Annotated in this window: 23 protein-coding genes; 10 read left to right on the top strand and 13 right to left on the bottom strand. The window is 62.1% G+C overall.

Annotation, left to right across the window (positions count from 1 at the left end):
- Positions 1-91 precede the first annotated feature (91 nt).
- The 5 genes from NKH67_RS25395 to NKH67_RS25415 all read right to left on the bottom strand — a co-directional run bounded on the left by NKH67_RS25395 (position 92) and on the right by NKH67_RS25415 (position 4,720).
- Positions 92-1,759: a vWA domain-containing protein gene (locus NKH67_RS25395; protein WP_352472720.1), complete on the bottom strand. Its 1,668-nt coding sequence runs from the start codon at positions 1,757-1,759 to the stop codon at positions 92-94.
- Positions 1,760-1,868: 109 nt separating this feature from the next.
- Positions 1,869-2,867: a GlxA family transcriptional regulator gene (locus NKH67_RS25400; protein ID WP_254820541.1), complete on the bottom strand. Its 999-nt coding sequence runs from the start codon at positions 2,865-2,867 to the stop codon at positions 1,869-1,871.
- A gap of 16 nt (positions 2,868-2,883) precedes the next feature.
- Positions 2,884-3,783, bottom strand: a complete 900-nt coding sequence (folD, locus tag NKH67_RS25405) for a bifunctional methylenetetrahydrofolate dehydrogenase/methenyltetrahydrofolate cyclohydrolase FolD (RefSeq protein ID WP_352472721.1) — start codon at positions 3,781-3,783, stop codon at positions 2,884-2,886.
- 37 nt (positions 3,784-3,820) lie between these two features.
- A complete protein-coding gene (locus NKH67_RS25410) occupies positions 3,821-3,955 on the bottom strand; it encodes a hypothetical protein (RefSeq protein ID WP_352472722.1) in 135 nt (44 codons plus the stop codon).
- A gap of 36 nt (positions 3,956-3,991) precedes the next feature.
- Positions 3,992-4,720, bottom strand: a complete 729-nt coding sequence (locus NKH67_RS25415; protein ID WP_352472723.1) for a hypothetical protein — start codon at positions 4,718-4,720, stop codon at positions 3,992-3,994.
- 226 nt (positions 4,721-4,946) lie between these two features.
- Here NKH67_RS25415 and proC point away from each other — a divergent pair, with 226 nt between their 5' ends.
- Positions 4,947-5,762 carry a pyrroline-5-carboxylate reductase gene (proC, locus tag NKH67_RS25420; protein WP_352472724.1) on the top strand — a complete coding sequence of 272 codons (816 nt, stop codon included), beginning with the start codon at positions 4,947-4,949 and terminating at the stop codon, positions 5,760-5,762.
- 146 nt (positions 5,763-5,908) lie between these two features.
- Here proC and NKH67_RS25425 read toward each other — a convergent pair whose 3' ends face one another.
- Complete coding sequence (locus NKH67_RS25425) at positions 5,909-6,067, bottom strand: hypothetical protein (RefSeq protein ID WP_352472725.1); 159 nt, start codon at positions 6,065-6,067, stop codon at positions 5,909-5,911.
- Positions 6,060-7,385 carry an NAD(P)H-dependent oxidoreductase gene (locus NKH67_RS25430; protein WP_352472726.1) on the bottom strand — a complete coding sequence of 442 codons (1,326 nt, stop codon included), beginning with the start codon at positions 7,383-7,385 and terminating at the stop codon, positions 6,060-6,062. The genes NKH67_RS25425 and NKH67_RS25430 overlap by 8 nt, the downstream gene beginning before the upstream one ends.
- 222 nt (positions 7,386-7,607) lie before the next feature.
- Here NKH67_RS25430 and NKH67_RS25435 point away from each other — a divergent pair, with 222 nt between their 5' ends.
- The 4 genes from NKH67_RS25435 to NKH67_RS25450 all read left to right on the top strand — a co-directional run bounded on the left by NKH67_RS25435 (position 7,608) and on the right by NKH67_RS25450 (position 10,860).
- Positions 7,608-8,963: a pilus assembly protein TadG-related protein gene (locus NKH67_RS25435; protein ID WP_352472727.1), complete on the top strand. Its 1,356-nt coding sequence runs from the start codon at positions 7,608-7,610 to the stop codon at positions 8,961-8,963.
- 26 nt (positions 8,964-8,989) lie between these two features.
- Entirely contained in the window at positions 8,990-9,409 is a 420-nt protein-coding gene (locus tag NKH67_RS25440; protein ID WP_023677424.1) for a TadE/TadG family type IV pilus assembly protein, read from the top strand.
- Positions 9,399-9,803 (top strand): TadE/TadG family type IV pilus assembly protein, encoded by a 405-nt coding sequence (locus NKH67_RS25445; RefSeq protein ID WP_023677423.1) that lies wholly within the window; start codon positions 9,399-9,401, stop codon positions 9,801-9,803. Before NKH67_RS25440 ends, NKH67_RS25445 begins: the two co-directional genes overlap by 11 nt.
- A gap of 175 nt (positions 9,804-9,978) precedes the next feature.
- A complete protein-coding gene (locus NKH67_RS25450; RefSeq protein WP_352472728.1) occupies positions 9,979-10,860 on the top strand; it encodes a YihY/virulence factor BrkB family protein in 882 nt (293 codons plus the stop codon).
- Positions 10,861-10,972: 112 nt separating this feature from the next.
- Here the strand turns inward: NKH67_RS25450 and NKH67_RS25455 are convergent, their stop codons facing one another.
- From NKH67_RS25455 to NKH67_RS25470, 4 genes are all read right to left on the bottom strand, one after another.
- Positions 10,973-11,734, bottom strand: a complete 762-nt coding sequence (locus tag NKH67_RS25455; RefSeq protein WP_353031998.1) for a glutamine amidotransferase — start codon at positions 11,732-11,734, stop codon at positions 10,973-10,975.
- 85 nt (positions 11,735-11,819) lie between these two features.
- Positions 11,820-12,821: a rhamnose ABC transporter substrate-binding protein gene (locus NKH67_RS25460; RefSeq protein WP_352472730.1), complete on the bottom strand. Its 1,002-nt coding sequence runs from the start codon at positions 12,819-12,821 to the stop codon at positions 11,820-11,822.
- A gap of 46 nt (positions 12,822-12,867) precedes the next feature.
- Positions 12,868-13,857 carry an ABC transporter permease gene (locus tag NKH67_RS25465; RefSeq protein ID WP_352457057.1) on the bottom strand — a complete coding sequence of 330 codons (990 nt, stop codon included), beginning with the start codon at positions 13,855-13,857 and terminating at the stop codon, positions 12,868-12,870.
- The gene (locus NKH67_RS25470) at positions 13,854-16,409 is read right to left on the bottom strand and encodes an ATP-binding cassette domain-containing protein (RefSeq protein WP_352472731.1); all 2,556 of its coding nucleotides are present in this window, start codon (positions 16,407-16,409) and stop codon (positions 13,854-13,856) included. Before NKH67_RS25470 ends, NKH67_RS25465 begins: the two co-directional genes overlap by 4 nt.
- A gap of 196 nt (positions 16,410-16,605) precedes the next feature.
- Here NKH67_RS25470 and NKH67_RS25475 point away from each other — a divergent pair, with 196 nt between their 5' ends.
- The 5 genes from NKH67_RS25475 (at position 16,606) to NKH67_RS25495 (ending at position 20,518) form a co-directional block, all read left to right on the top strand.
- Positions 16,606-17,889, top strand: coding sequence for an ROK family transcriptional regulator (locus tag NKH67_RS25475; protein WP_352453632.1), 1,284 nt, complete (start codon positions 16,606-16,608; stop codon positions 17,887-17,889).
- Positions 17,890-18,080: 191 nt separating this feature from the next.
- Entirely contained in the window at positions 18,081-18,281 is a 201-nt protein-coding gene (locus NKH67_RS25480) for a CsbD family protein (RefSeq protein ID WP_023719429.1), read from the top strand.
- A gap of 413 nt (positions 18,282-18,694) precedes the next feature.
- Positions 18,695-19,318 (top strand): hypothetical protein, encoded by a 624-nt coding sequence (locus NKH67_RS25485; protein ID WP_353032001.1) that lies wholly within the window; start codon positions 18,695-18,697, stop codon positions 19,316-19,318.
- A 264-nt stretch (positions 19,319-19,582) separates the two neighbouring features.
- The gene (locus NKH67_RS25490) at positions 19,583-19,840 is read left to right on the top strand and encodes a hypothetical protein (protein WP_031211977.1); all 258 of its coding nucleotides are present in this window, start codon (positions 19,583-19,585) and stop codon (positions 19,838-19,840) included.
- An 84-nt stretch (positions 19,841-19,924) separates the two neighbouring features.
- The gene (locus tag NKH67_RS25495; RefSeq protein WP_352475076.1) at positions 19,925-20,518 is read left to right on the top strand and encodes an SOS response-associated peptidase; all 594 of its coding nucleotides are present in this window, start codon (positions 19,925-19,927) and stop codon (positions 20,516-20,518) included.
- A gap of 91 nt (positions 20,519-20,609) precedes the next feature.
- Here the strand turns inward: NKH67_RS25495 and NKH67_RS25500 are convergent, their stop codons facing one another.
- The gene (locus NKH67_RS25500; protein ID WP_352475075.1) at positions 20,610-21,155 is read right to left on the bottom strand and encodes a group I truncated hemoglobin; all 546 of its coding nucleotides are present in this window, start codon (positions 21,153-21,155) and stop codon (positions 20,610-20,612) included.
- 188 nt (positions 21,156-21,343) lie between these two features.
- Positions 21,344-21,649, bottom strand: a complete 306-nt coding sequence (locus NKH67_RS25505) for a hypothetical protein (protein ID WP_352475074.1) — start codon at positions 21,647-21,649, stop codon at positions 21,344-21,346.
- Between the last annotated feature and the right edge of the window lie 56 nt (positions 21,650-21,705).

Raw genomic sequence — 21,705 nt, forward strand, 5'->3', positions numbered from 1 at the left:
TCGGCCTCACGCGACGCGCTTTTAGGATCTTGTTTTTATGCATGTCGTTATCGCAAAACCGCTGCACACTTTTGCGCGACATGCATTAGATCTACTGAACCGTCAGCTCGGCTCGCGCGCCGGCCCTGACCGTTACGGTGCCTTCCCTCGAGCTGTTGTCCGATTTCTCCGAAACCACCGCGTAGTCGCCGGCCGGCAGGGTGGCTTGATACTTCTGGTCGTAGGCGTAGCCGACCGACTTGCGGGTTCCGTCGATGGCCTTCCTGGCCTCGAATATCTCGATCTTCGAGGCCCCTGGCGCGGTTATCGTCAGCATGCCGGCGTTCATCGCGATCTTCAGATCCTGATGGTCGCCAACCTTGACGCTGAACGGCTGCTCGGCCACGGCAAGGTCGACCGTCGCGACCATTACATAATCGTCGGGCGGCAGATCGAACTTGCTGTCCGGACCGTAGGCATAGGTCACCTCCTGCCTGGTTCCGTCGATGTTCTTTTTCGCCTGGAGCACCTTGAAGCCGATGCCCGAACCCTCGGCCTTGTCGCCGCCGGCAGCATAATAGGCGTTGGCGACGACACGCCCGACGCCGACGATGATGTCCTTGTCGATGACCCTGCCGGCGGCAAGCGGGATCGTCTCGATAACCATGCCCTGGCCGATCGTGACCGTCACCTTCTGGTCACCGGCCGGCAGCACGACTTTCGTATCACCGTAATAGGTCGCCGGGGTGTCGACGCCGGGATAGTCGATTACGACAGCCGCGCCGTCATCAACGTCCGCTCCTTCGCTCGGCCTGGGGTGGATGACCAGCGTGCCGGCATTCAAGTTGAAGTGCGGTTTGGCGACCTGGCCAGGCTCTATTGTGATCTTCTGTTCGGCCCTGGCCTCGCCGGCACGCGCGACGACGATATAGTCGCCCGGCTCCAGATTGCCTTTGTAGGTGCCATATTCGGTGGTGACGGGATCGCCGCGCGTGCCGTCGGAATTCGCCTTGTAGATCTCCCAGGCATTGCCGTCGGTGACGGGATCGCCACCCTCGGCAAGCACGACGGTGGGCACGAAATTGGACTCCGCCGGCTGAGCGGGCGCCGGCTGGGGAGCAGGCTGCGGGGCGGGAGTCGGTTCAGGGGCGGGTGGCGGAGGCGCGACGGTCTCGACGAGGGCGTCCTGCAATGCCTTTTCATCCGACGCTTCGATATATTTGCCGCCGGTATTGTCGGCGAGGCAACCGATCTGCTTGCCTTCGGCCGCCGTCAGGCCGAAGCCGACGACATTGACGGTGAAGTCCACGCCAGCAGCCTCCAGTTCCTTGCCGAGCGCACAGGGATCGCCGTTGCATGTCTCGATGCCATCGGTGATGAGCACGACCGTCGCCTTGTCCTCGGTGTATTTCAATGCTTCCGCCGCTTGCTTGACCGCGGCGGTCAACGGCGTCTTGCCCTGAAATTTCAAGCTGTCGGCCGCGGCTGAGATCGCACTTGCCGAGCCTGCCTGCGGTGGCACGATGAGTTCGATGTCGTCGCAATTGGCCTTCTCGCGATGGCCATAGGCCATGAAGCCTATTTCCTCCTCGGCCGGGACCGATTGCAGCACGTTCCGCAGCGATTGACGGGCGATTTCGAGCTTGGGCTTGCCGTCGATCTGCGCCCACATCGAGCCGGAGGCATCGAGAATGACGATGACGCGATCGGCGGCGAAGCCGAACCCTGTCGTCCACAGCAACAGGGCCGCCGCAGCGACGCTCTGCACAAATCCCGTCATCAAAAATCCCCCCGTCAGTCGCCGCCGCTCGGCGCCGGAAAGCTATTTGACGCTGCGTCGCGACACAAGCCCGGGTGGAGTACGAAGCTGCGCCACCTCTGTGCAACCCTCAATAGGTCGTGCGGCGTTCCTCGGAAGGCGGCCGGCCGAATTGGAGCCGATAGCTCTGGGCAAAATAGGAATGCGAGGTGAAGCCGGTGGCGATCGCCACGTCGAGGATCGGCATGTTGGTCTGGCGCAGCAGTTCGCGCGCCCGCTCGAGTCTAAGCCGCATATAGTAGCGCCCGGGCGTCACGCTGAGATGGCGCAGGAACAGGCGCTCGACCTGGCGCACCGACAGGCCCGCCGACTTGGCGAGCTGCACCGCCGACAGCGGCTCGTCGAGATGGTCGGCCATCAGCTCGACGATGCGGCGCAGCTTCTCCGACTTGCCGGTCAGGTCGCGTTCCGGGCCGACGCGCTGGCGGTCCCCGGCCGAGCGGATGCGCTCATGCTGGAACTGGTTGGCGACGCCATTGGCGAGGCTCGAGCCGAAATCACCGCGCACGATCTCCAGCATCAGGTCGATCGATGTGGTGCCGCCGGCGCAGGTGTAGCGCTTTCGGTCGATCTCGAAGACGTTGCCGGTGCAGTTGATGTCCGGAAAGCGTTCGAGGAAGCCGGCGCGGTTTTCCCAATGAATGGTGCAGCGATAGCCATCGAGCTGGCCTGCTTCGGCAAGCAGGTAAGAGCCAACCGAAAGCGCGCCGAGCGCATTGCCGCGCCGGCCCCAACTGCGCAGCGCTGCCAGCACCTTGCTCTTGCCGGGAAATTCCGTCGTCAGCCCGACCGAGACGAACAGGATATCGACCGGCGGCAGATCGGCAACCGCGTAGTCGATCTTGAGCGGCAGGCCGTTGGACGCCATGACGGCGTCGCCGTCGGCCGACACCGTAGTCCAGCCATAGAAATCGCGGCCGAGCAGCCGGTTCGCCGACCGGAACGTGTCGATTGCCGCGGCCAGCGAGAACATGGAGAACTTGTCGACCAACAGAAACCCGAACTGCCGCCCGCCCTGAACGGGATCATTGGTGACCGGCCGTTCTAAGGGAACAGTGAGGTTCGGCAAGGACGCTGCTTTCTGGTCAGAAGGAAGGCCGTTTCAATCCGGCTGCGAGATAGGCGGAAGCTAGCGTGTTGGCCATCAGCATGGCAATGGTCATCGGTCCGACGCCGCCAGGCACCGGCGTGATGGCGCCGGCCGCTTTCGCTGCTTCGGCAAAGGCGACGTCGCCGACGAGGCGCGTCTTGCCTTCGCCCTTTTCAGGTGCGACGACGCGGTTGATGCCGACATCGATAACGGTGGCGCCAGGCTTGACCCAGTCGCCGCGGACCATTTCAGACCGGCCGACGGCGGCGACCAGAATATCGGCGGTGCGGGCAAGCGCCGGCAGGTCCCTGGTCCGGCTGTGTGCGATAGTGACGGTGCAGTTGGCGGCAAGCAGAAGATTGGCCATCGGTTTGCCGACGATGTTCGAACGCCCGACGACGACCGCATTGAGACCGGACAGGTCCTTGCCGCGCACCCGTTCGATCAGCAGCATCGAGCCGGCCGGCGTGCAAGGCACGAAGGCGGTCTCGAGCTCGCCGGTGCCGAGCTTGCCGACATTGATGAAGTGGAAGCCGTCGACATCCTTCTCAGGCGCGATGGTCTGGATGATCTTGCCGGAATCGATATGGCCGGGAAGCGGAAGCTGCACGAGGATGCCGTTGATGGCCGGATCGGCGTTGAGTTGGCCGATGATCTTCAACAGGTCCGGCTCGGAGGTTTCGGCCGGCAGCGTGTGCTGAACCGAATGGAAGCCGCATTCCTTGGCGGTGCGGGATTTGGAGGCGACATAGACCTGGCTCGCCGGATCCTCGCCGACGATGACCACGGCGAGACCGGGCTGCCGTCCGCCCTTTTCCGCCAGTTCGGCGGTCAGGGCCTTGACCCGCCGCACCACGTCTTCGGCGACGCTTTTTCCGTCAATCAACTCAGCCATGAACCACCCTCGACGCCTATCGCGTAAGCCTGCCGCGTTAAAACATCCATGCGGCGCGCTCCAGATATCTTTTATGCAGGCCGTTGCCCAGAACCATGTGCTGCGGGCGGACATGCAGCGCGGCATTTTCACGAAAATCGAGCCGGGCAATCCCGTCAATGCGCCGTCCCATGCCGTTAACTCGAAACCGGCATGTTTTATTCGACGCTCAGAAATAGCGGCGATGCGTGCGGTTTTCGGTGAGCTCGCGAACCGCCTCGCGGAATTCGCGCAGGCTGGCGCGGATTTCCTCGATCTGGCTTTGCTGATCGGCGGCTTCCGAGGCCTGATTTGCCTTCCTCGACCGGGCCTGAGTATAGGTCGGATGCGGCGGCGCGGGTTGCTGCGGATAAGGTGCCTGTCCGGCATAGAGCGGCTGTGGAGGGAAGGCGGGCGGCATGGCTGCGCCGGAATTTGTGGCGGCAGAAGTCTCGCCGGACGCCACCTCCTCCGGCGCGCTGCCGGGCATGAGCCTGCGCAGCGCCGACAACACGGCACCGATCGGCCCTGGGCGCGCGACCTCGACCGGCGAAGCGGGAGGCGGCGCTGCCCGGTATGCTGCGTGATCGGCGGAACCGGCATCGGGGCCGCCAAGGGGGCCAGCGGGGTCGAAAAACCCATCGGCCGCTGCAGCCTCTTCCATCAGTATGGTGCCGGCCTTTGGCTCATCAGGATCGGGCTGGCTTATGCCGGCGGCTGCCAACAGGATCGGACTGGCACACGCTTCGCGGCGCGAGCGGGCAAGACGATGGCGTGTGGCGGCATCCTCGCGCCATGACGGGCCTGCGCGGTCCTCTAGCGAAACCAGCGATGCTTCGTCCCCGCCGCGCACCGCCTCGACGAGCGACAGCAAGGACTGCTGGTTCCTCCAGTGTTCACGATTTTTCCTATAAGCCATGGTTTCTGGAGCCTTCCCCTCGGGCTGGGGCGTAGCGACCGCCACTGCTTAAGCGATGCTAAACAGGCATAGGAAATAAAAGGTTAATTTGGTCGCCGCGCGACTGCGCGACTACATGCGCATCCCAACCGCAAGGTCGGGGTTTCCGCCCGATCACGGTCCCAACAGGGCTTCCCCGTCCTGCCGCGAACGTCTATGGGGAAGCCATCTCTATGGGAGGCTTTCGATGACGATCAGGCTTGTTCTCGCCGGTTGCGGCAATATGGGCTACGCCATGCTCTCGGGCTGGCTGAAAGCCGGCAAGCTCGCTCCGGCTGCGGTGTTCGTGGTCGAGCCCAATGCCGAGTTGCGCAAGCGTGCCGAAGCACTGGGCTGCGCTGCCGGCGCGGATGCTGGCGCCATCCCGGCGGACGCCGTGCCGGCCGTCGTCGTCCTTGCGGTCAAGCCCCAGGTGATCCGCGACGTGACGGCTGGCTACATCCGCTTCAACGATGGCCGGACCACCTTCCTCAGCATCGCCGCCGGAACGCCGGTGGCCGCGTTTGAAGGTATTCTCGGCGACCGCGCGCCGATCGTGCGCTGCATGCCCAACACGCCGGCGGCGATCGGCAAGGGCATGATGGTGGTGTTTTCCAACAGGCTGGTTTCCGACGAGACCAAACGTTTCGTCGCCGACCTGCTCTCGGCGAGCGGGCAAGTGGCCGATATTGACGACGAGGGCCTGATGGACGCGGTGACGGCGGTTTCCGGGTCGGGGCCGGCCTATATCTTCCATTTCATCGAAGCGCTGACCGTGGCCGCCGAGAAAGCCGGCCTGCCGACTGGGACTGCCAAGCTCTTGGCAATGCAGACGGTCTACGGCGCCGCCTCGCTGGCCGCCGAAAGCGGCGAGGAGCCGGGCGTGCTCAGACAGCAGGTGACCAGCCCCAACGGCACCACGGCTGCGGCCCTTGCAGTACTGATGGGCGAGGACCGGCTGACGCGCCTGCTCACCGAGGCGGTGGAAGCGGCGCGGCTGCGGTCTATCGAGCTGGGGAGGTAGGGCTTCTGGGGGAGCCGGTCGGCGGTGACGGTCGACCGTTCCTTTCGGCATTAGCTACCGGTAGAAAGCCGTTACGCGGCGTTCCTTCGCGCCCTCCACTGTCCTGCCGACATCAAAATCGCGATAGCCTAGAATGTCGACAGATATCAGCGATGTCCCCACAAGTCGTCGATCTCGTCCTTGTTCACGGGCCGCCCGTCTTTGCCGGCTTTGGCTTTGAGATCATCGACAATGGCCGCGAGCCGCTCTGCCAGAGAAAGGCGTCCATTTTCCCGCTTCAACTCGGATTCACGGACCTCAGCCATCACCAAGATTCCCATACAGCATCTCGTCCTGCAGCCGGCGCAAGGCGAACAGCCTGGTCGTCGGGTCGGGCGCGGCATTGTCGGCGGTGAGCAATTCGCCTTTCCTCACCGGTTTCAGCACCTTGCCGCCTTCGAGCAGACCGACCGGCACGGCGCGATGGGCGCGGGCCTGTTCGACGGTCATGGTCCAGGAGCGGTAGCAGGTCTCGCCGATCGCATCGAAAACCTCGCCTGCCGCCAGATCGCGCTTGGCCACGGCGCAGACCTCGGCCACCGGCCGCGGCAGCGGCACCATGTCGGGCTTGCCGTAAAGCGCGATGCGAGCCGCCGTCAGCGGCACTTCCAGCGAGGTCAGATGGTAGGGCCTGAAGAAGCTGTAATAGGGGCCGTGGCCGATATGCAGATCGTCCATGCGCTCGATGATGCGCGGATGCGTCGCCTCGACGATGACGAAGACGCCGGGCGCCACGCCCTTGCCGACGGTGTAGTCGACGACGCCCTTCTTCGACAGGATGCCGCCCTGCTCGCGCGGGACCAGCACCTTGACCAGCTCGTCGCGATCGGCCTTGGGGCCGTGCATGCCGGGAACGTCGGGCACCAGCCCGGTGGCGTTGGCAATGGCGCACATCTCGACCATGGTTTTCGAGCCGTCGACGAACTCGACCAGCATGCGCGGATTCATGTTGCGGCGCAGCGCCTCCTCGCGGTAGTCGTCGGGAACGGCGTCGTGGTTGAGCGGGTTGTTCTTGCCCTTGCCGGCGGAGACGATGGTGTAGCCGAGCGCCGAGGCGAACTCGATCAGCTCCATGCAGCTCGACGGCTCGTCGCCGGCGCCGACCGAATAGACGACGCCGAGCCGGTCCGCCTGCTGCTTCAGATAGCAGCCGATGGTGACGTCGGCCTCGACATTCATCATCACCAGGTGCTTGCCGTGCTGCATCGCCATCAGGTCGAAATCGGCGGCGACGCCGGGCTTGCCGGTGGCATCGATGACGACATCGATAAGCGGATTGGTGACCAGCATTTCGTTCGAGGTGACGGCGATCTTGCCGCTTTCGATGGCCTGGCTGACCTTCGAAGCGCTGTCCGCTTCGGCTGCCATCGCCTGATCGCCATAAGCAATGCGGATGGCGTCACGCGCCGTATGCGGGCGGCGCGTCGAGATCGCGCAAACCGAAATGCCCGGCATCAGCATGCCTTGCGTCACCAGGTCGGTGCCCATCTCGCCCGAACCGATAACGCCGATGCGCACCGGGCGGCCTTCCGCAGCGCGCTTGGCAAGATCGCGGGCAAGCCCGGTCAAGGCGACATTGGTCATACTGGAACGTCCACTGCTTTAAGTCTTTGTTTTTATGCATGTCGTTGTCCCAAAACCGCGGCACACTTTTGGGCGACATGCATAATGAAGCGGGAATAGCAGGGAACGGCAACCCATTGCCAATCGAAACCGGCCGCGGCGGTCTTTTCTTGCGCATGACCCCGGAAACCAGAATTGTTCCTATGAAGACATGCACCCGGCCGAAGGACTAACGAGGGTCCTGTGGCGCCAAAGGCCCGCATTGAAGCGGCGCAACAGGCCGTTAAGCCCGGATGGATCGCAGCCAAGAAATGTACGGAAATTCTTAGTCATTCTTTTATGCAATCCTGCTTTAATAGGGAAATGGACTGGCGTGCCCGCATTTTTAAGTGTTTTTTCCGCGCTATGCGACCGATCGGCGAGAGCGGCAACGTTGCTACTATTTTTGCTCTGTCTTTGCCGATTGTCGTCGGCGGTGCGGGCCTCGGTATCGAGACTTCCTATTGGTATTACAGCAGCCTGAAGCTACAAGCGGTGGCGGATGCGGCGGCCTATGCTGGCGCTTTGGAAAAGGTTTCGGGATCCGACACGCCAAAGATTGTCTCCGCAGCGACAGCGTCAGCGACCACGAACGGCTGGGGACCGTCAGCAGGTACAATAGAGGTCTTCTCGCCTCCGTCAGCCGGTCCAAATGTCGGAAAAAAGGCGGTTGAGGTGGTCGTTCATCAGAACCTCGATCGGTTCTTTACGTCGATATTCACGCAAAACGCAGTTGGCGCACAAGCAAGGGCGGTGGCTCTTATTACGGATGCTTCAAAAGCCTGCATTTTGACGGTCGATCCTTCCGCTTCGAAAGCGGCGCTCTTTTCCGGCAGTTCGACCACAAAACTGACAGGCTGCTCCGTCATGTCGAATTCGATAGCTCCGGACGCCATCAAACTTCAGGGATCGGCAAGCCTTGATGTCGATTGCCTGATATCGGCAGGCGGTGTTTCGTTGAGCAACGTCGTGAAGACCGTTTGCGCCAGCCTGATAACTCAGGCGCTGCCCGCTGCTGATCCTTTTGCCGACCTGCCGGCGCCGCCGGCCACGAACCCTTGTCAAAACGGCAATCAGTCAACCTTGCAACCTGGAACATACTGCAAGGGGCTCAGCTTGAGCGGCAATGTAACCCTCTCGCCCGGGATATACGTCATTGAGGGAGGCGATTTCAAAGCGAGCTCGAATGCAAATATTTCCGGCGAGGGTGTCGTCATTTATCTGGCCGATACCTCCGGCGTTAGCATGAACGGCACGGCGACCGTCAAGCTCAGCGCACCGACGTCGGGCACCTATTCAGGTGTGCTGTTCTATGGCGACAGAGCCAACCTGGGGGGATCCAACACGTTTAATGGCACGGCGGATTCGCTATTGACCGGCGCTCTGTATTTTCCAACACAGGGCGTCAATTATCTCGGCAATTTCTCGGGCAAAGGTGGTTGCACGCAGGTCGTCGCAAGTACCGTGCAATGGTCCGGCAACGCAAACATCATTCAGGATTGCACGAGCCTTGGAATGCGAGACATTCCGGCCACGCAAACCGTTCAGCTTGTCGAGTAGTTTTCGTGGATCGGCTACAAGTCCGGATGTTCCGGAGTGATTCGGGTGTTGCCGCGGTAGAGTTTGCGCTGGTTCTGCCCGCCCTTTGCCTGGTACTTCTTGGCATCATCGACGGCTGGTCTTTTGTCTCGAGCGCATTGTCGATGCGTGCAGGCGTCAAAACCGCGGCGAACCTCGTGATGCAAGGAGCAGTCGAGGATACGACCATCCAAGCTGTCGCTCTTTCGAGCTGGGAAAACCATCCTGATGGCGCGCAGGTGGCAGTGAGTCGGAAATACATGTGCGGGAACATCGTGGCCGATCCATCGGTCCTGTGCGACACTTTGAAAGCCCCCTCGGTCTTCCTCGTAATACAGGCGACAGCCACCTGGTCACCGCCCTTCAGTTTTGGCGCGTTTTCCCTCTCGCGCGAACTCAGTCATCAACAGGTGATTCGTGTCCGCTAAGTCGAGAGCTTTCACGGGGGATGCATCAGGCGGAGCTGCATTAGAGTTCGCGCTGATCGCGCCTTTTCTGATAATGCTTTTGATCGGCATCTTTGCATTCGGCTGGGCTCTGAATGCTATGTCGAGTGTTCGGTACACGCTGGAAACGTCGTCACGTGCGCTTCAAATGAAGAACTCGCTGACGCAGGCCCAGATCCAAGCCATTGCCACGGAAAAATTACTGGATTTGGGATTGAAAGACGTCGATGTAACAATAGCAATCGACGCCCCCAGCGGCGGCTTTCGCATGGCACATCTGACCGCCCAATATGCGTTCGTGATCGAGTTCCCGTATTTCAACCGATATCCGATAAATTATCAGACAACTGTCACAGTTCCCCTGATTGCATCGTGAGCACGTCCCCGGCCAGTCGAGCGGCCACCTTTCGCAGGATGTTCGCTGCACGCCGCCTTTATAGGCGATCGCCTTGTACAGCGTGCCGTTGCCGGCTTTGTTCCGGCCGAGCCCCCGCCCCTCGCCCAGCGCTGCGCGGCCGCTACTTGTTTGTTGACAGGCATGCGAGGCCTACATGTGGAATTTGGCAGCAGAGGGCTGGAGGCTCCTCAAGCAGAGCGTCATCGGCTTCATCGACGACAATGCGCTGAGCCATGGGGCGGCGATAGCGTTTTATGCCACGACCTCGCTTGCGCCGATCCTGCTCATCGTTGTCGCAATTGCCGGCATGGCCTTCGGGCACGAGGCGGCGCAACTCGCCCTTTCGGCACAGATCGCTGGCCTGATGGGGCCGCAAAGTGCCGAGCTGCTGCAGGCGACGATCGAGAACGCCTCGCAGAAGGAAGCGGGAACCCTTGCCAGCATTCTGGGGCTGGTCACGCTGTTCGTCGCCGCATCCGGCGTGTTCGGCGAAATGCAGCTGGCGCTGAACGAAATCTGGAAAGTCAAACCGAGCGGGGCAACGATTTCACGAATGGTGCGGGCACGCATTGCAAGCCTGGGCCTGGTCGCCGCGCTTGGTTTCCTGCTGCTGGTGTCGCTGGTCGTAAGCGCTGCAATTTCGGCGCTCGGAGAGGTCATCAACGCCGACCTGCCGTTCGGCACCGTCATCCTGAGCGCCATCAACGGGATCGTCTCGTTTGCCCTGATCACACTGCTGTTTGCCGCAATCTACAAGGTGCTGCCGGACCGCAGCCTGCAATGGCGCGATGTCGGCATCGGCGCCGCGGTCACCGGGTTTCTGTTCACCATCGGCAAGTCGCTGATTGGCTGGTATATCGGAACCAGCGCCATCTCATCATCATACGGCGCGGCCGGCGCCCTGCTCGTCGTGCTGTTATGGGTCTATTATTCAGCGGAGATATTTCTGCTGGGCGCCGAATTCACGCGAGCCTATTCGGTTCGACATGGCAGCCGGTCCGATTTGAAGAACAAGGTGGAATTGCATGGCAAATGAGTTCACGCCGAAATTCGACCTGGCCGACAAGGTGGTGCTGGTCACCGGCGCCTCGCGCGGCATCGGCCGCGCCAGGACAACCGCACTGGGTCAAACCTAGTGTCCGGCTTCCTCATTCATTGCCGGCAAGCCAACGGACGATATTCGCCATCAGTCTTCCGTAGAACGGCCATGCGAGGAAATCCTGCGAGAGCCAATGCGGGCCGATATCGGTTGCCCAGGCAATCGTGCGGCCGCGGCCATGGCTACCGACGGCAAGGAGCGGCCAGTCGGTGCCGCGATGGTGGCAGGTCGCCAGAAGCCGGGACGAACCGTCGCGCCTGAATTCCAGCTTGTTCATGCCGAGAATCGGCGGCAAAGGCCCCTCCACCCCGGAAAAAATCGGATGCGACGACTGCAGGATGGAGGCCTGCAGGCCTTGCGGCACCTCCATGCCGTCGCAGTAGGGTAGGCAACGGACCGGCAGAACGTCCTCGACCGGGGTGTCGTGGAAACGTGCCGTCCCGAACATGCCCTGAAAGCCCATATAACCGCCGGCCAGCATCAGCCCGCCGCCACCTTCGACATAGGCCTTGAACACATCGAGGCGGTTGACGCCGACACGCCCGGCGCGGGCATCCGGCGTCACCAGCAATGTCAGGGCGCCGACGTCGGAGATCACCACCGCCCGATATTGAGCGAGCCCATCGAGGTCATAGGGAAACTCCGCGCTGCAACGCTCGCCGCCGATCTGCGTGACCGCGATGCCTTCAGTGGCCAGCGCGGCATTGAAGGCCGTCGCGCCATTTGTCGAGGCCGCACTTGTAAGCACGTCGCTACCGATGGCGATCGACGTCGTCGCTGCAAAGGTTTCGCCTGCAAGCAATATCTTCATTGCCGCCCCGCACTGTTTCATTCGAGAGGTTTTTGGGAAGGGCGCCGGATGGACCGGCGCCCCCTAGAACTCAAGCTCTATAGGATCAGAATTTGAACTCGGCCAGATTTTCGGGAGTCACGATCTTGGCCGGACCAAGGATCAGTTCGCCGCCGGCGCCAATCGTGTATTCGCCGAGCCTGCCTGCCGTGAACTTCTCACCCTCCTTGCCGGTGATCTTGCATTGCGCAAACGCCTGGGCCGTCTGATAAGTAAGATAGCCAAGATCGGTGACGTTCCACCAGATATCCTGAGCCGCTTCGTCCTTGATGTATTTCGAGATCAGAGTGGCCGGCGCGAGGCCGGTCAGCTTGACCTTGCCGATCATGCCCGCTTCCTCGAGTGCACGCGCGGCCGCCGGAAGGCCGATGCCTGCCGGGACGATGATCACCTTGAGATCGGGAAACGCCTGCACCAGCGCCAATGCCTGCTGCTGGTTGATCTGTTCGCTTTCTTCGCCATAGGCCACCTGCACCAGCTTCATTTTGGAGAACTTCGGCTCGGCCGCCATTTTCGCCTTCATGAAGTCGATCCAGGCATTCTGGTTGGTCGCCGTCGGCGTCGACGACAGGATCGCGAATTCGCCTTCACCGCTGCTGAGGGCGAATGCACTTTCGAGCATCATCTCGGCGAGGCTGTCGCCCTTCACCTGATTGACGAACACCGCACGCGCATCGGCGGCCACATCGGAGTCATACGAAATCACCCTGACGCCCTGCTGAACGGCGCGCTTCAACGCAGGCGCGACGGCATTGGCGTCGTTACCGGCAATTGCGATGACCCCGACCTTCTGCGAGACAAGGCTGTTGATGAATTCGATCTGCGCCTCGGCGGTCGCCTGCGATGGGGCGACCTGGGTAGCGGTGCCGCCAATTTCCTTGGCTGCCTCTTGTGCGCCTCCGAAGGCCACTTTGAAGTAGGGATCCGTGTCGAGCTTGGGCAGGAAACCGACCGTTACGGGTTCCTTGGCGCACTCCTGGCTGAAGGCCAGCGAGCTTGGCGCAAGCAGAACCGCGGATGCGAGCAGGGCTAATCTAAACGCTTTCATTGTGACTCCTCCGTCAAAATTCGGGCTTGAAGGAAGGGGCCCGAGATCACCCCTTTGTCTCGCGCATTGCGCGGGATCTGCTGAGCATCTCCTGTGTGGAGCGCCAGTAATTGCCGACCAGCAGCGAGCCGATCAAAAGCAGGCCGATGATCATGCCCTGCGCGTCGCCACCGATCTGGTTCAGCGCCAGCACGTTGCGGATGATGGCGATCAGGACCAGTGCCAGCATGACGCCGGTCAGGCGGCCCTTGCCGCCAAAGACGCTGACGCCGCCGAGCAGCACGATGGTGATGACGTCGAGCTCCATGCCGAGCGCATTGTTGGCGCGGGCGTTGGAAAGGCGCGCGGTGTAGACGATGCCGGCTATCGCCGCGACGACGCCCGAGACGACGAACAGGTTCAGCACCATCCGGCGCGTGTTTATGCCGGAATAGCGCGCCACTTCGGGGCTGCCGCCGAGCGCGTAGATGCGCTTGCCGGTCGGCGTCTTCTGCAGCACGACCGCAAACACCGGCGCCAGCACCAGGAAGGGCACGATGGTCCACGGTATCTCGGTGCCAGGCAGGTTGTTGATGCCGAAATCGACGACCGCGGGCGGCAGGATGTTGACCGAGCCGGTGCCGAGCAGGATGTAGCCAATGCCTCGATAGAGCGCCATGGTGCCGAGCGTCACAACCAACGACTGCAGTCCAAGGCCCGAGACCAGATAGCCGTTGAAGGCGCCGAGCAGGCCGCCGATGACGAGCGTCAGCGGGATTGCGGCAAGTGTCGGCACACCGGCCTGGACCAGCAAGCCAAAGACGACGGACGTCAGCGCCAGCACCGAGGCGATCGACAGGTCGATCTCGCGGGTGATGATGAGCAGCGCCATCGGCAGGATCAGCAATGCCTTTTCCGAGGCGCTGGCGGCCAGTTGCGAGAGATTGAAGCCGGAAACGAAATTCGGCACGAAGATCGCCGCGTAGAGGAAGATGGCCACGCAAGAGGTCGCCAGCAGCAGATCCCAGAAGTCGATCGAACGGAGGAACTTTTTCACCGCGCCCTCGCCTGTCTTGCCTGCTCGGCCCGCCGCACGATGAAGGTGTCGATGCCGATGGCGACCAGGATCACGAGGCCGTAGACGCCCTGCAGCCACAGCGGGTCGACGCGCACCAGCGTCAGCCCGTTCTTGATGACGAGCAGCGTGAGCGCGCCGAGGATGATACCGAGCAGCGTGCCCGAACCACCGCGGATGGCGACGCCGCCGACCACCGCCGACGCGATCACGGTGAGTTCGAAGCCGAGCGCGACGCGTGCATCGATGGTCGCATAGCGCGATGCCCACAGCGCGCCGCACAGGCCGCCGAGCAGGCCGGCCATGCCAAAGGCCAACAGAATGCGGCGGTCGACGGGGATGCCGATAAGACGCGCGCCGTCGGGATTGGAGCCGGCGGCGAACAGTTCGCGCCCGATGGCTGTACGATAGAGCAGCACGTAGCCCAGGCACAGGATAACGATCGCGATGACGACGATCAGCGGCACGCCGGTGATCTTCAGGCCGGTCATGTCGAGCCAGGCTTGCGTTACTTCGTCGGCGCTGATCTGGTCACCGGCTGCCCAGATCGAGTTGAAGCCGCGGAAGATCGACATCGAGGCCAGCGTGACGACGATCGCCGGGATCTTTCCCCTGGTGACGACGAGGCCGTTGATCAGGCCGGCGACGCCACCGACGGCGCATGCGGTTATCAGGCCAATGCCGATGTCGAGCCCTGGATAGGCCTGGACCATGCTGGCCGCCATGTAAGCCGACAGGCCGATCACCGCAGCGATCGAAAGGTCGATGTTGCGGGTGATCAGCACCAGCATCTGCGCGAGTGCCGCAACGACGAGCAGGGCGGCATCCATCGACACGGCGGTCAGGTTTGCAGCGCTCACCATGCGCGGGTTGATGATGGTGACCGGGATGGCGACCGCCAGCATCGCGGCGAGCAGACCGAACTCCCGCCGCTTCAGTATGTCGAGCGGTCCTTTTCTCTTCTCCTCGCCGGTGGCCTGTGCCGCATCGGCGCTTTCGCCGGCCTTGGTCGCTGCTTCCAGCACCTTTTCCTGAGTGGCTTCGCCCCTGGCAAATTCGGCCGTCCGATGGCCTTCGCGCAGGACGATGATGCGGTCGCACATGCCGATGAGCTCGGGCATTTCGGAGGAGATCAGGATGATTGCCATGCCCTGGGCGGCAAGGTCGGCGATCATCGCATGCACGTCCGCCTTGGTGCCGACATCGATGCCTTGCGTCGGCTCGTCGAGGATGAGGACGCGCGGCTCGGTGCGCAGCCATTTGGCCAACACCACCTTCTGCTGGTTGCCGCCGGACAGTTCCTTTACCGGCTGCGCGTAGCCGGAAAAGCGAAGCTTCATGCGCTTCAGCCAGTCCGAGACCAGATTGATCGCGCGGTTCGTGCCGTAGAAGCCGGAGCGGGCTGCCTTGTCGAGGACGGGCAGCACAGCGTTGTCGAGGATGGAAAAATCCATCACCAGGCTCTGGCCCATGCGGTCTTCAGAGACATAGGCGATACGCGCATCCATGGCGTCGCGTGCCGAGGCGAAGCGCACTGCTTCGCCGTCGATCAGGATTTCGCCGGCATCGGGCTGGTCGATTCCGAACAGCACGCGCGCGATCTCGGTCCGCCCGCTGCCGACCAGGCCGCCGAGCCCGAGCACCTCGCCGGCATGGAGCTTGAGGTCGATATTGGAAAAGCCACCGGCGTGCGAAAGCCCCCTCGCCTCCAGCACCAGTGCGCCGGTGGCGTGGCTTCGTTGCGGATAGAGGTCGGTGACCTCACGGCCGACCATCATGCCGATGGCAGCGGCGCGGCCAAGCTCGGCCTTCGGCTTGATGCCAATGAGACGCCCGTCGCGCAGCACCGCGATGCGGTCGGCGATGCGGAAGATCTCGTCCATGCGGTGGCCGACGAACATCATCGCGACGCCGTGCAGCCGCAGGTCGGCGACGACGGTGAACAGCCGCTCGACCTCGCGCTGCGACAGGGCGGCCGTCGGCTCGTCCATGATCAGCACCCGCGCGTCGAGCGACAGGGCGCGGGCGATCTCAACCAGTTGCTGTTCGGAGGTGCGCAACGTTCCGAGCCGGGTTTCGGCCGGCACGTCGAGGCCGACTGTCGCCAGCACCCTGCGCGCGCCGGCAAGCATGGCGGCGCTGTCGATGCCGCCGAAGCGGTCGCGCGGCATATGGCCGAGATAGATGTTTTCCGCCACCGAAAGATCAGGGAAAAGACCGGGGTGCTGGTGCATGACCGAGATGCCGGCAGCCTGGGCGTCGTGCGGCGAATGGAAGACCACAGGCTTGCCATCGACTTCGACATGGCCGCCGGTCGGGAGATACACGCCGGCCAGCAGCTTTACGCAAGTGCTCTTGCCGGCGCCGTTTTCGCCAAGCAGAGCCAGCACCTCGCCTGAGCGCAATTCGAAGGACGCGTCCTTGAGGGCGATTGTGCCGCCGAAGGCTTTTGTCGCCTGAACCAGGGCAACGGGGACAGCCGCGTCGCTCTTCACCATGGCGTCGGCTTCGCCTAATGCGCCCAAGTGCAGCACCTTTCCTCCCTGGTCCTGTTTTTTCAATTTGCTATATTAAATGGCCGAATGCCGCAACTGGAAAATTGACTTCCATGGCCGCGAAGGGCACTGTCGCGTCGCGCACGGGTGCGATTGGAGTGCTCGACCCCGCGGCAGCCTCAAAGCTGCAAGCGGATGGAATGGCTCTGCGGGAATGAATGGGGAGGCGCCGGTTTTGTCCGGAAAAGGCAGCAATTCGGTCAAGGTTCGGCATTATAACGAGCGCTTCGTGCTTGATGCCATTCGCCGCCTGAAGGAGGCATCCAAGTCCGATCTGGCGCGCGCCGCAAATCTGACGCCGGCCGCGGTCGCCACCATTGTCGACGGGCTGGAATCTTCCGGATTCGTAAAGCAAGTGGGAAAAAGGTTCGGGCAACGCGGATCGCCGTCCACTCTCTACCGACTTGCACCTGAGCGTATCTACAGCGTCGGCATCAAGATCGGCCGGCGCGCGCTGGAAGCCGTGCTCGTCGACTTTGCCGGCGAGGTCCGCTCGCGCGAGTCGCACGAATATCGCTTTCCGGATCCCGACATGGTGCTCAAGGCCGGCAACATGTCCCTGGCCAATTTCGACAAGCTGGTCGAGGGGCTTGGCGATGCCAGCATCGTCGGCGTCGGCATCGCCTCGCCATATTTCCTCGGCGGCTGGAGCGAGGAACTCGGCTTTCCCGACGATCTCGGCAGCCGCTGGGAAGCAATCGATCTGACGACATTTTTTGCCACAAAGCCGAAGACCCCGGTCTTCGTGGAAAACGACGCGTCATCGGCCGCACTCGCCGAGCTCATCCAGGGGACCGGCGCGCGGTTCCGGGACTTCATGCATATCTCGATCGACACCTTTGTCGGCGGCGGACTGGTGCAAGGCGGCAAGGTCCACACCGGGCCGCACGGCAACAGCGCCGCGCTCGGTCCTTTGCCGGTCTCGCCTTCAAGCCTCGATTCGGTGGCGGCCAAGCCGGCGCGCTACCAGAGCCTGCTGCATCGCGCTTCGATCTATGTGCTGGTCAATCATCTCAAATCGCGCGGCATCGAGATCAACCGCGTGCGCGAACTCGACCCCTTGCCGCCAGGGGCGCGCGAACCGCTGTCCGAATGGATCGACGATTGCGCCAATGCGCTGGTCGAGGCGATCATCGCCATCACCTCCGTCATCGACATCGAGGCGATCGTCCTCGACAGCATCCTGCCGCGGCCGATCCATCTCGAGCTGCTGGCAAAGGTGCAGACCCAGTTCAACAGGATCAGCGCCATCGGCATCGTGGCGCCGGAAATCGTCTCGGGACAATTCGGCCCCGAGGCCTCGCCGATCGGCGCGGCGATGCTGCCGTTCTCGGCACTGTTGGCGCCCGACAGCGGCGTGCTGATGATCGGCAAGGACAGAACAATGCTGCCGGGTAGCCTTTCGAGGCTTGCCAGCCAAGGCCAACCGGCAAGAAGGTCAGCGCCTTCAACGGCATAAGATAGTGCCGCGAAAGAGCATCAAGCTCCGGACATCATCAACATCAGCTCGCAGTCAGGCACGGGCACGGCGGGCTTTTTGCGCCGGCACCGGAACCTTTAGCGGCTGCTAATCTTCATGCATTACCGAGATCGAATGCTGATCGGTCCGCGCTCCGCTTCAGTGCGGGCCTAGGAAGCAAGGAGGAACATATGAACTGGGATCAAATCAAGGGAAAATGGACGCAGTTCAAAGGCAAGGCGAAAGAGCAGTGGGGTGACCTCACCGACGATGATCTTGATCGGATCGAGGGCAACCGGGACCAGCTCTTGGGGCGTATCCAGGAGCGATATGGCATCGCCAAGGAAGAGGCAGAGCGCCAGGTTGATAACTGGTCCAGGAGCATCAGCTGAGCCTGGACGCAACTCCGTCTTCTGCCCCCACCGGGGTGAAACTTTGCGTCGCCCGCCGTGCCGACTGGTGCGGTGGGCTCTTTCGACAGTGAGGCCCCCGCGAGGAACCTTTAGCCGTATCTAATATTCTACTTGCGTGGCGGGCTTCGCCCCGGCGTGCGCCCCGCCCGGAGGCGAAGGAGTGCAATGATGAACAACATTATCTGGCTGGTCGGCGCGATCGTGATCGTAATCGCCATTTTGAGCTTTTTGGGTCTGCGATAGCATCTGAACCCTCTCTTCGAGCCGGCGACCGTCCCCGCTCGGCATGGCCTCAGCGCGCCCAAGCTGGTCAGACTTAGGTCCCAAGCAGGATACTCCAGGATTGGACCGAAGCCCCCGCTGAGGAACGTAGCCGGCTGGTTCACGTTGTGGTGAGCTTTGGCGCGACGAAGATGCGTCCGGGCGGAAGAGTTCAAAGCCAGGGAGGAGAGGCCCGACGCTCCGAACAGGCGTCGGGCCTGGGCGTAATGCAAACAATCAGCAGACTGTTTAATTCCCATGCCCAGGCAGCACGTGCCGTGGCCAGACTTCAGGCTGCCGGGATTCGCCGCCGCCAGATCAGCGTGGTCGGATCTTACAACGACAATGATGAACCGATCAGCGTTGCTGGATATTACGACGATGAGATGAGCGCTCTCTGGCGGGGTGCGATTGCTGGTGCCGCACTTGGCGCCACGGCTGGTCTATTGGCCGGCTTCAGCGCTTTTGGAGTTCAAGACGTTGATCCCGCGGGGATGACCGGCATGGCCCTGGTCGGTGCGGCGTGGGGCGGCTTTGCCGGCGTGCTTCTCGGAACTTTCGCCAATTCTGCCCAGAAGCCGCGCAAGCCGAAGATCGCAGAAGGTGTCGTACTGGTGATGGCCCGCGTCGATGAAAGGCAGGCCGGCGCCGCGCATACGGTGCTCCGGAGTTTCGCGGAGATGCCTTCCGGGCCGATGAAGAGGAGCGCTTTGCCAAGTTCAAGCCGGCTCCGCGTCCGATCTGGTGCCCGATGAAGTTGTTTCGCGAAACGGCAATTCAAACCGGAGGCGCCCGACGAAAGCTTGGCAAACCAACACTTTGGAAGCATGCGGGCTACTTGCCGTCGTGTTGTCCTTTATTCTTACCGTTCTGTTGGTTGGTCTCATCCTTGGCTGAACCCATGCCCTTGCCACCGGCGACACTATGCCCGGCAATTGGCGAAGGTTGTGGCCAGTTCGAAGGATTAAACCATTCGTGCTAAGCGTTAATAGCTTGTAGCCATAGGAGAGGACGCCAACGTGGACAAACGGGCTGAAGGAGACGCGGAGAAATTGGCTCGAGGCGAGTTCGAGCTCAGAGCCGAACGATATGGTGTGAACGCCTTTCTTCTCGTTGTCGAACTCGTAAATCTGCTGGAAAAGCGCGGAACGATCAGCAGCGACGACGTCGCCAAAATAGCCGAGGCCGCCGCACTTGCCGTTGCCGCATCCAGCGAACCCGACGTGAACAGCATCAATCTGTTGCAGGCCATCGCTGCCGCACGCCGGCCCAAATAGGCTTATATCAAATCCGCCAGCAATCGGCGCCAACCGATAAACGCTATATTGAACTGATCTCGGTCGAGCGTACGGAGCCTTTCCATGTGCAATGACTACGAGCAGCACATCGCCTGGGCCGAATACTGCCGGACGATGGAATCGCTGGCGCTCAAAATCCCCAGCCATCAAACCGAACTGGATCTGCCGCAGGCGGATGACATCCACATCAACGACCCCGCACCTGTAATGCGCGCCGCCGGCGACGCAATCGAACTGGCGTCGATGACATTCGGCTTTCCCCCGGCCGGGCCAAAAGGCGGACCTGTATTCAACTTTCGCTCGGAGGGCCGGCAGTTCAGCAACAGCAAGCGCTGTCTCGTTCCGGCGTCGGCATTCTTCGAATTCACGGGAACGAAATATCCAAAAACCAAGCACAGGTTCACGCTGAATGGCCATTCGTTCATGGCGATTGCCGGGCTGTGGCGCGAGGGTGTCGGCAACAAGCCGCCGACGTTCACGATGCTGACGAGCGAGCCAGGGCCGGACGTGGCGCCATATCACAACCGGCAAGTGGTTGTGCTGCGGCCATCGGACTGGGCGGCCTGGATCCATCTCACGAGGTCCGAGGCTGAACTCCTGCGGCCGTTGCCGGTAGGGTCGCTCAGAGTGGAGACAGCTCGGGCAGGTTCGGAGTAGGAACCATCGGAAAATTGCGCGCTGAGCTGCGGCCGCGCCTCACGGCGACGCGCGCCATGCTCAGAACGAATGCCCGCGCGATATAAGCGCTTCAGCCCCGCTTGACGTAGCCGGCGGTGACCTCGTCCTTGTGGGCGGCGAAAGCTTCCAGGACTTCGGTTTTCTCAGGCTTCGGAATCTTGAAATGATCCAAGGTCCGCCCGAGTTCGGCTGCGACCTCATCGAATTCCGCGGGGGAAATCCGCAGGTCGCGATGCGCCTCCTCGAGGCCGAGCGGCGTCGTGCCGGGCTTGGTGGCGACGAACTTGAAGGGCCCGCCAGAAACGTCGCAGACCCACAGCGTGCGCATGAACTTGAGGCCGGGCAACCTTTCAAGGTTCTTGGTGTGCCATTTGCGCAGCTGCGGATTCTTGGACTTTTGGCCGACGATCGGGTTCCTCACGACGGCGTCGCTGAAGTGATCGATCACCGCTGCGATGGCAAACACGCCGCCCAGCCGCTCATACAGACTTTTCTCGGATGTGGTTTTCTTCGTCTGCGCGAGCGCCTTGTCGGCAGGCAATACCGACGTCGATGCGGCGGCCAGCGCCAGCGCGGCGACAACACTTCGTCTTGTCAGAGAAGTCGAAATTTTCATCCCTGGTTCCCTTCGAGGTTAGGCCAGAGCGAGCCGCAGCCTGTCTGGCGGGCTTCATGAAATGGCATTCGGACACTTTTCCGTATTTTAGCACCGCCTAAAGAACTAACGAGCCCTTCGCCCGAATTATTCCGATTGACCGCATTGTCATGGTCAACATGCGTAAAGGTCGCGCGGATGAGGAAGGCTTAAGCACGCGTCGCCGCACGCGGCAGAGGTCGCGAAGCCACTTCGGCCGCATCGGCGACCCGATCGATGTTGCGGGCACCGTAGTGTTCCTGACCTCGCTGGCGGCGGTCGCCTGCGGCCAATAGCCTGTGCTTTTCGAAGATCGCGAGCTTCTGCGGATAGGTCATCCGCACCTTGGCGTTGCACCCGTCGCATCTGAAGTGCGCGATTGTTCTTAGTGCAGAGCCCTTTCTTACCGCCGGATGCAAGCAATCCGGACATTCGAATGTGAGCGCGACATCCGATAAGTCTTCGGCTAAGCCCATTTCCGTCCCCTTCGCAAGCTCGGTGGCTACACTCTGGCGATTCTCAATGGGCAATT

Origin of the sequence: Mesorhizobium sp. M0968, assembly GCF_040319065.1 — a bacterium.
Classification (GTDB): domain Bacteria; phylum Pseudomonadota; class Alphaproteobacteria; order Rhizobiales; family Rhizobiaceae; genus Mesorhizobium.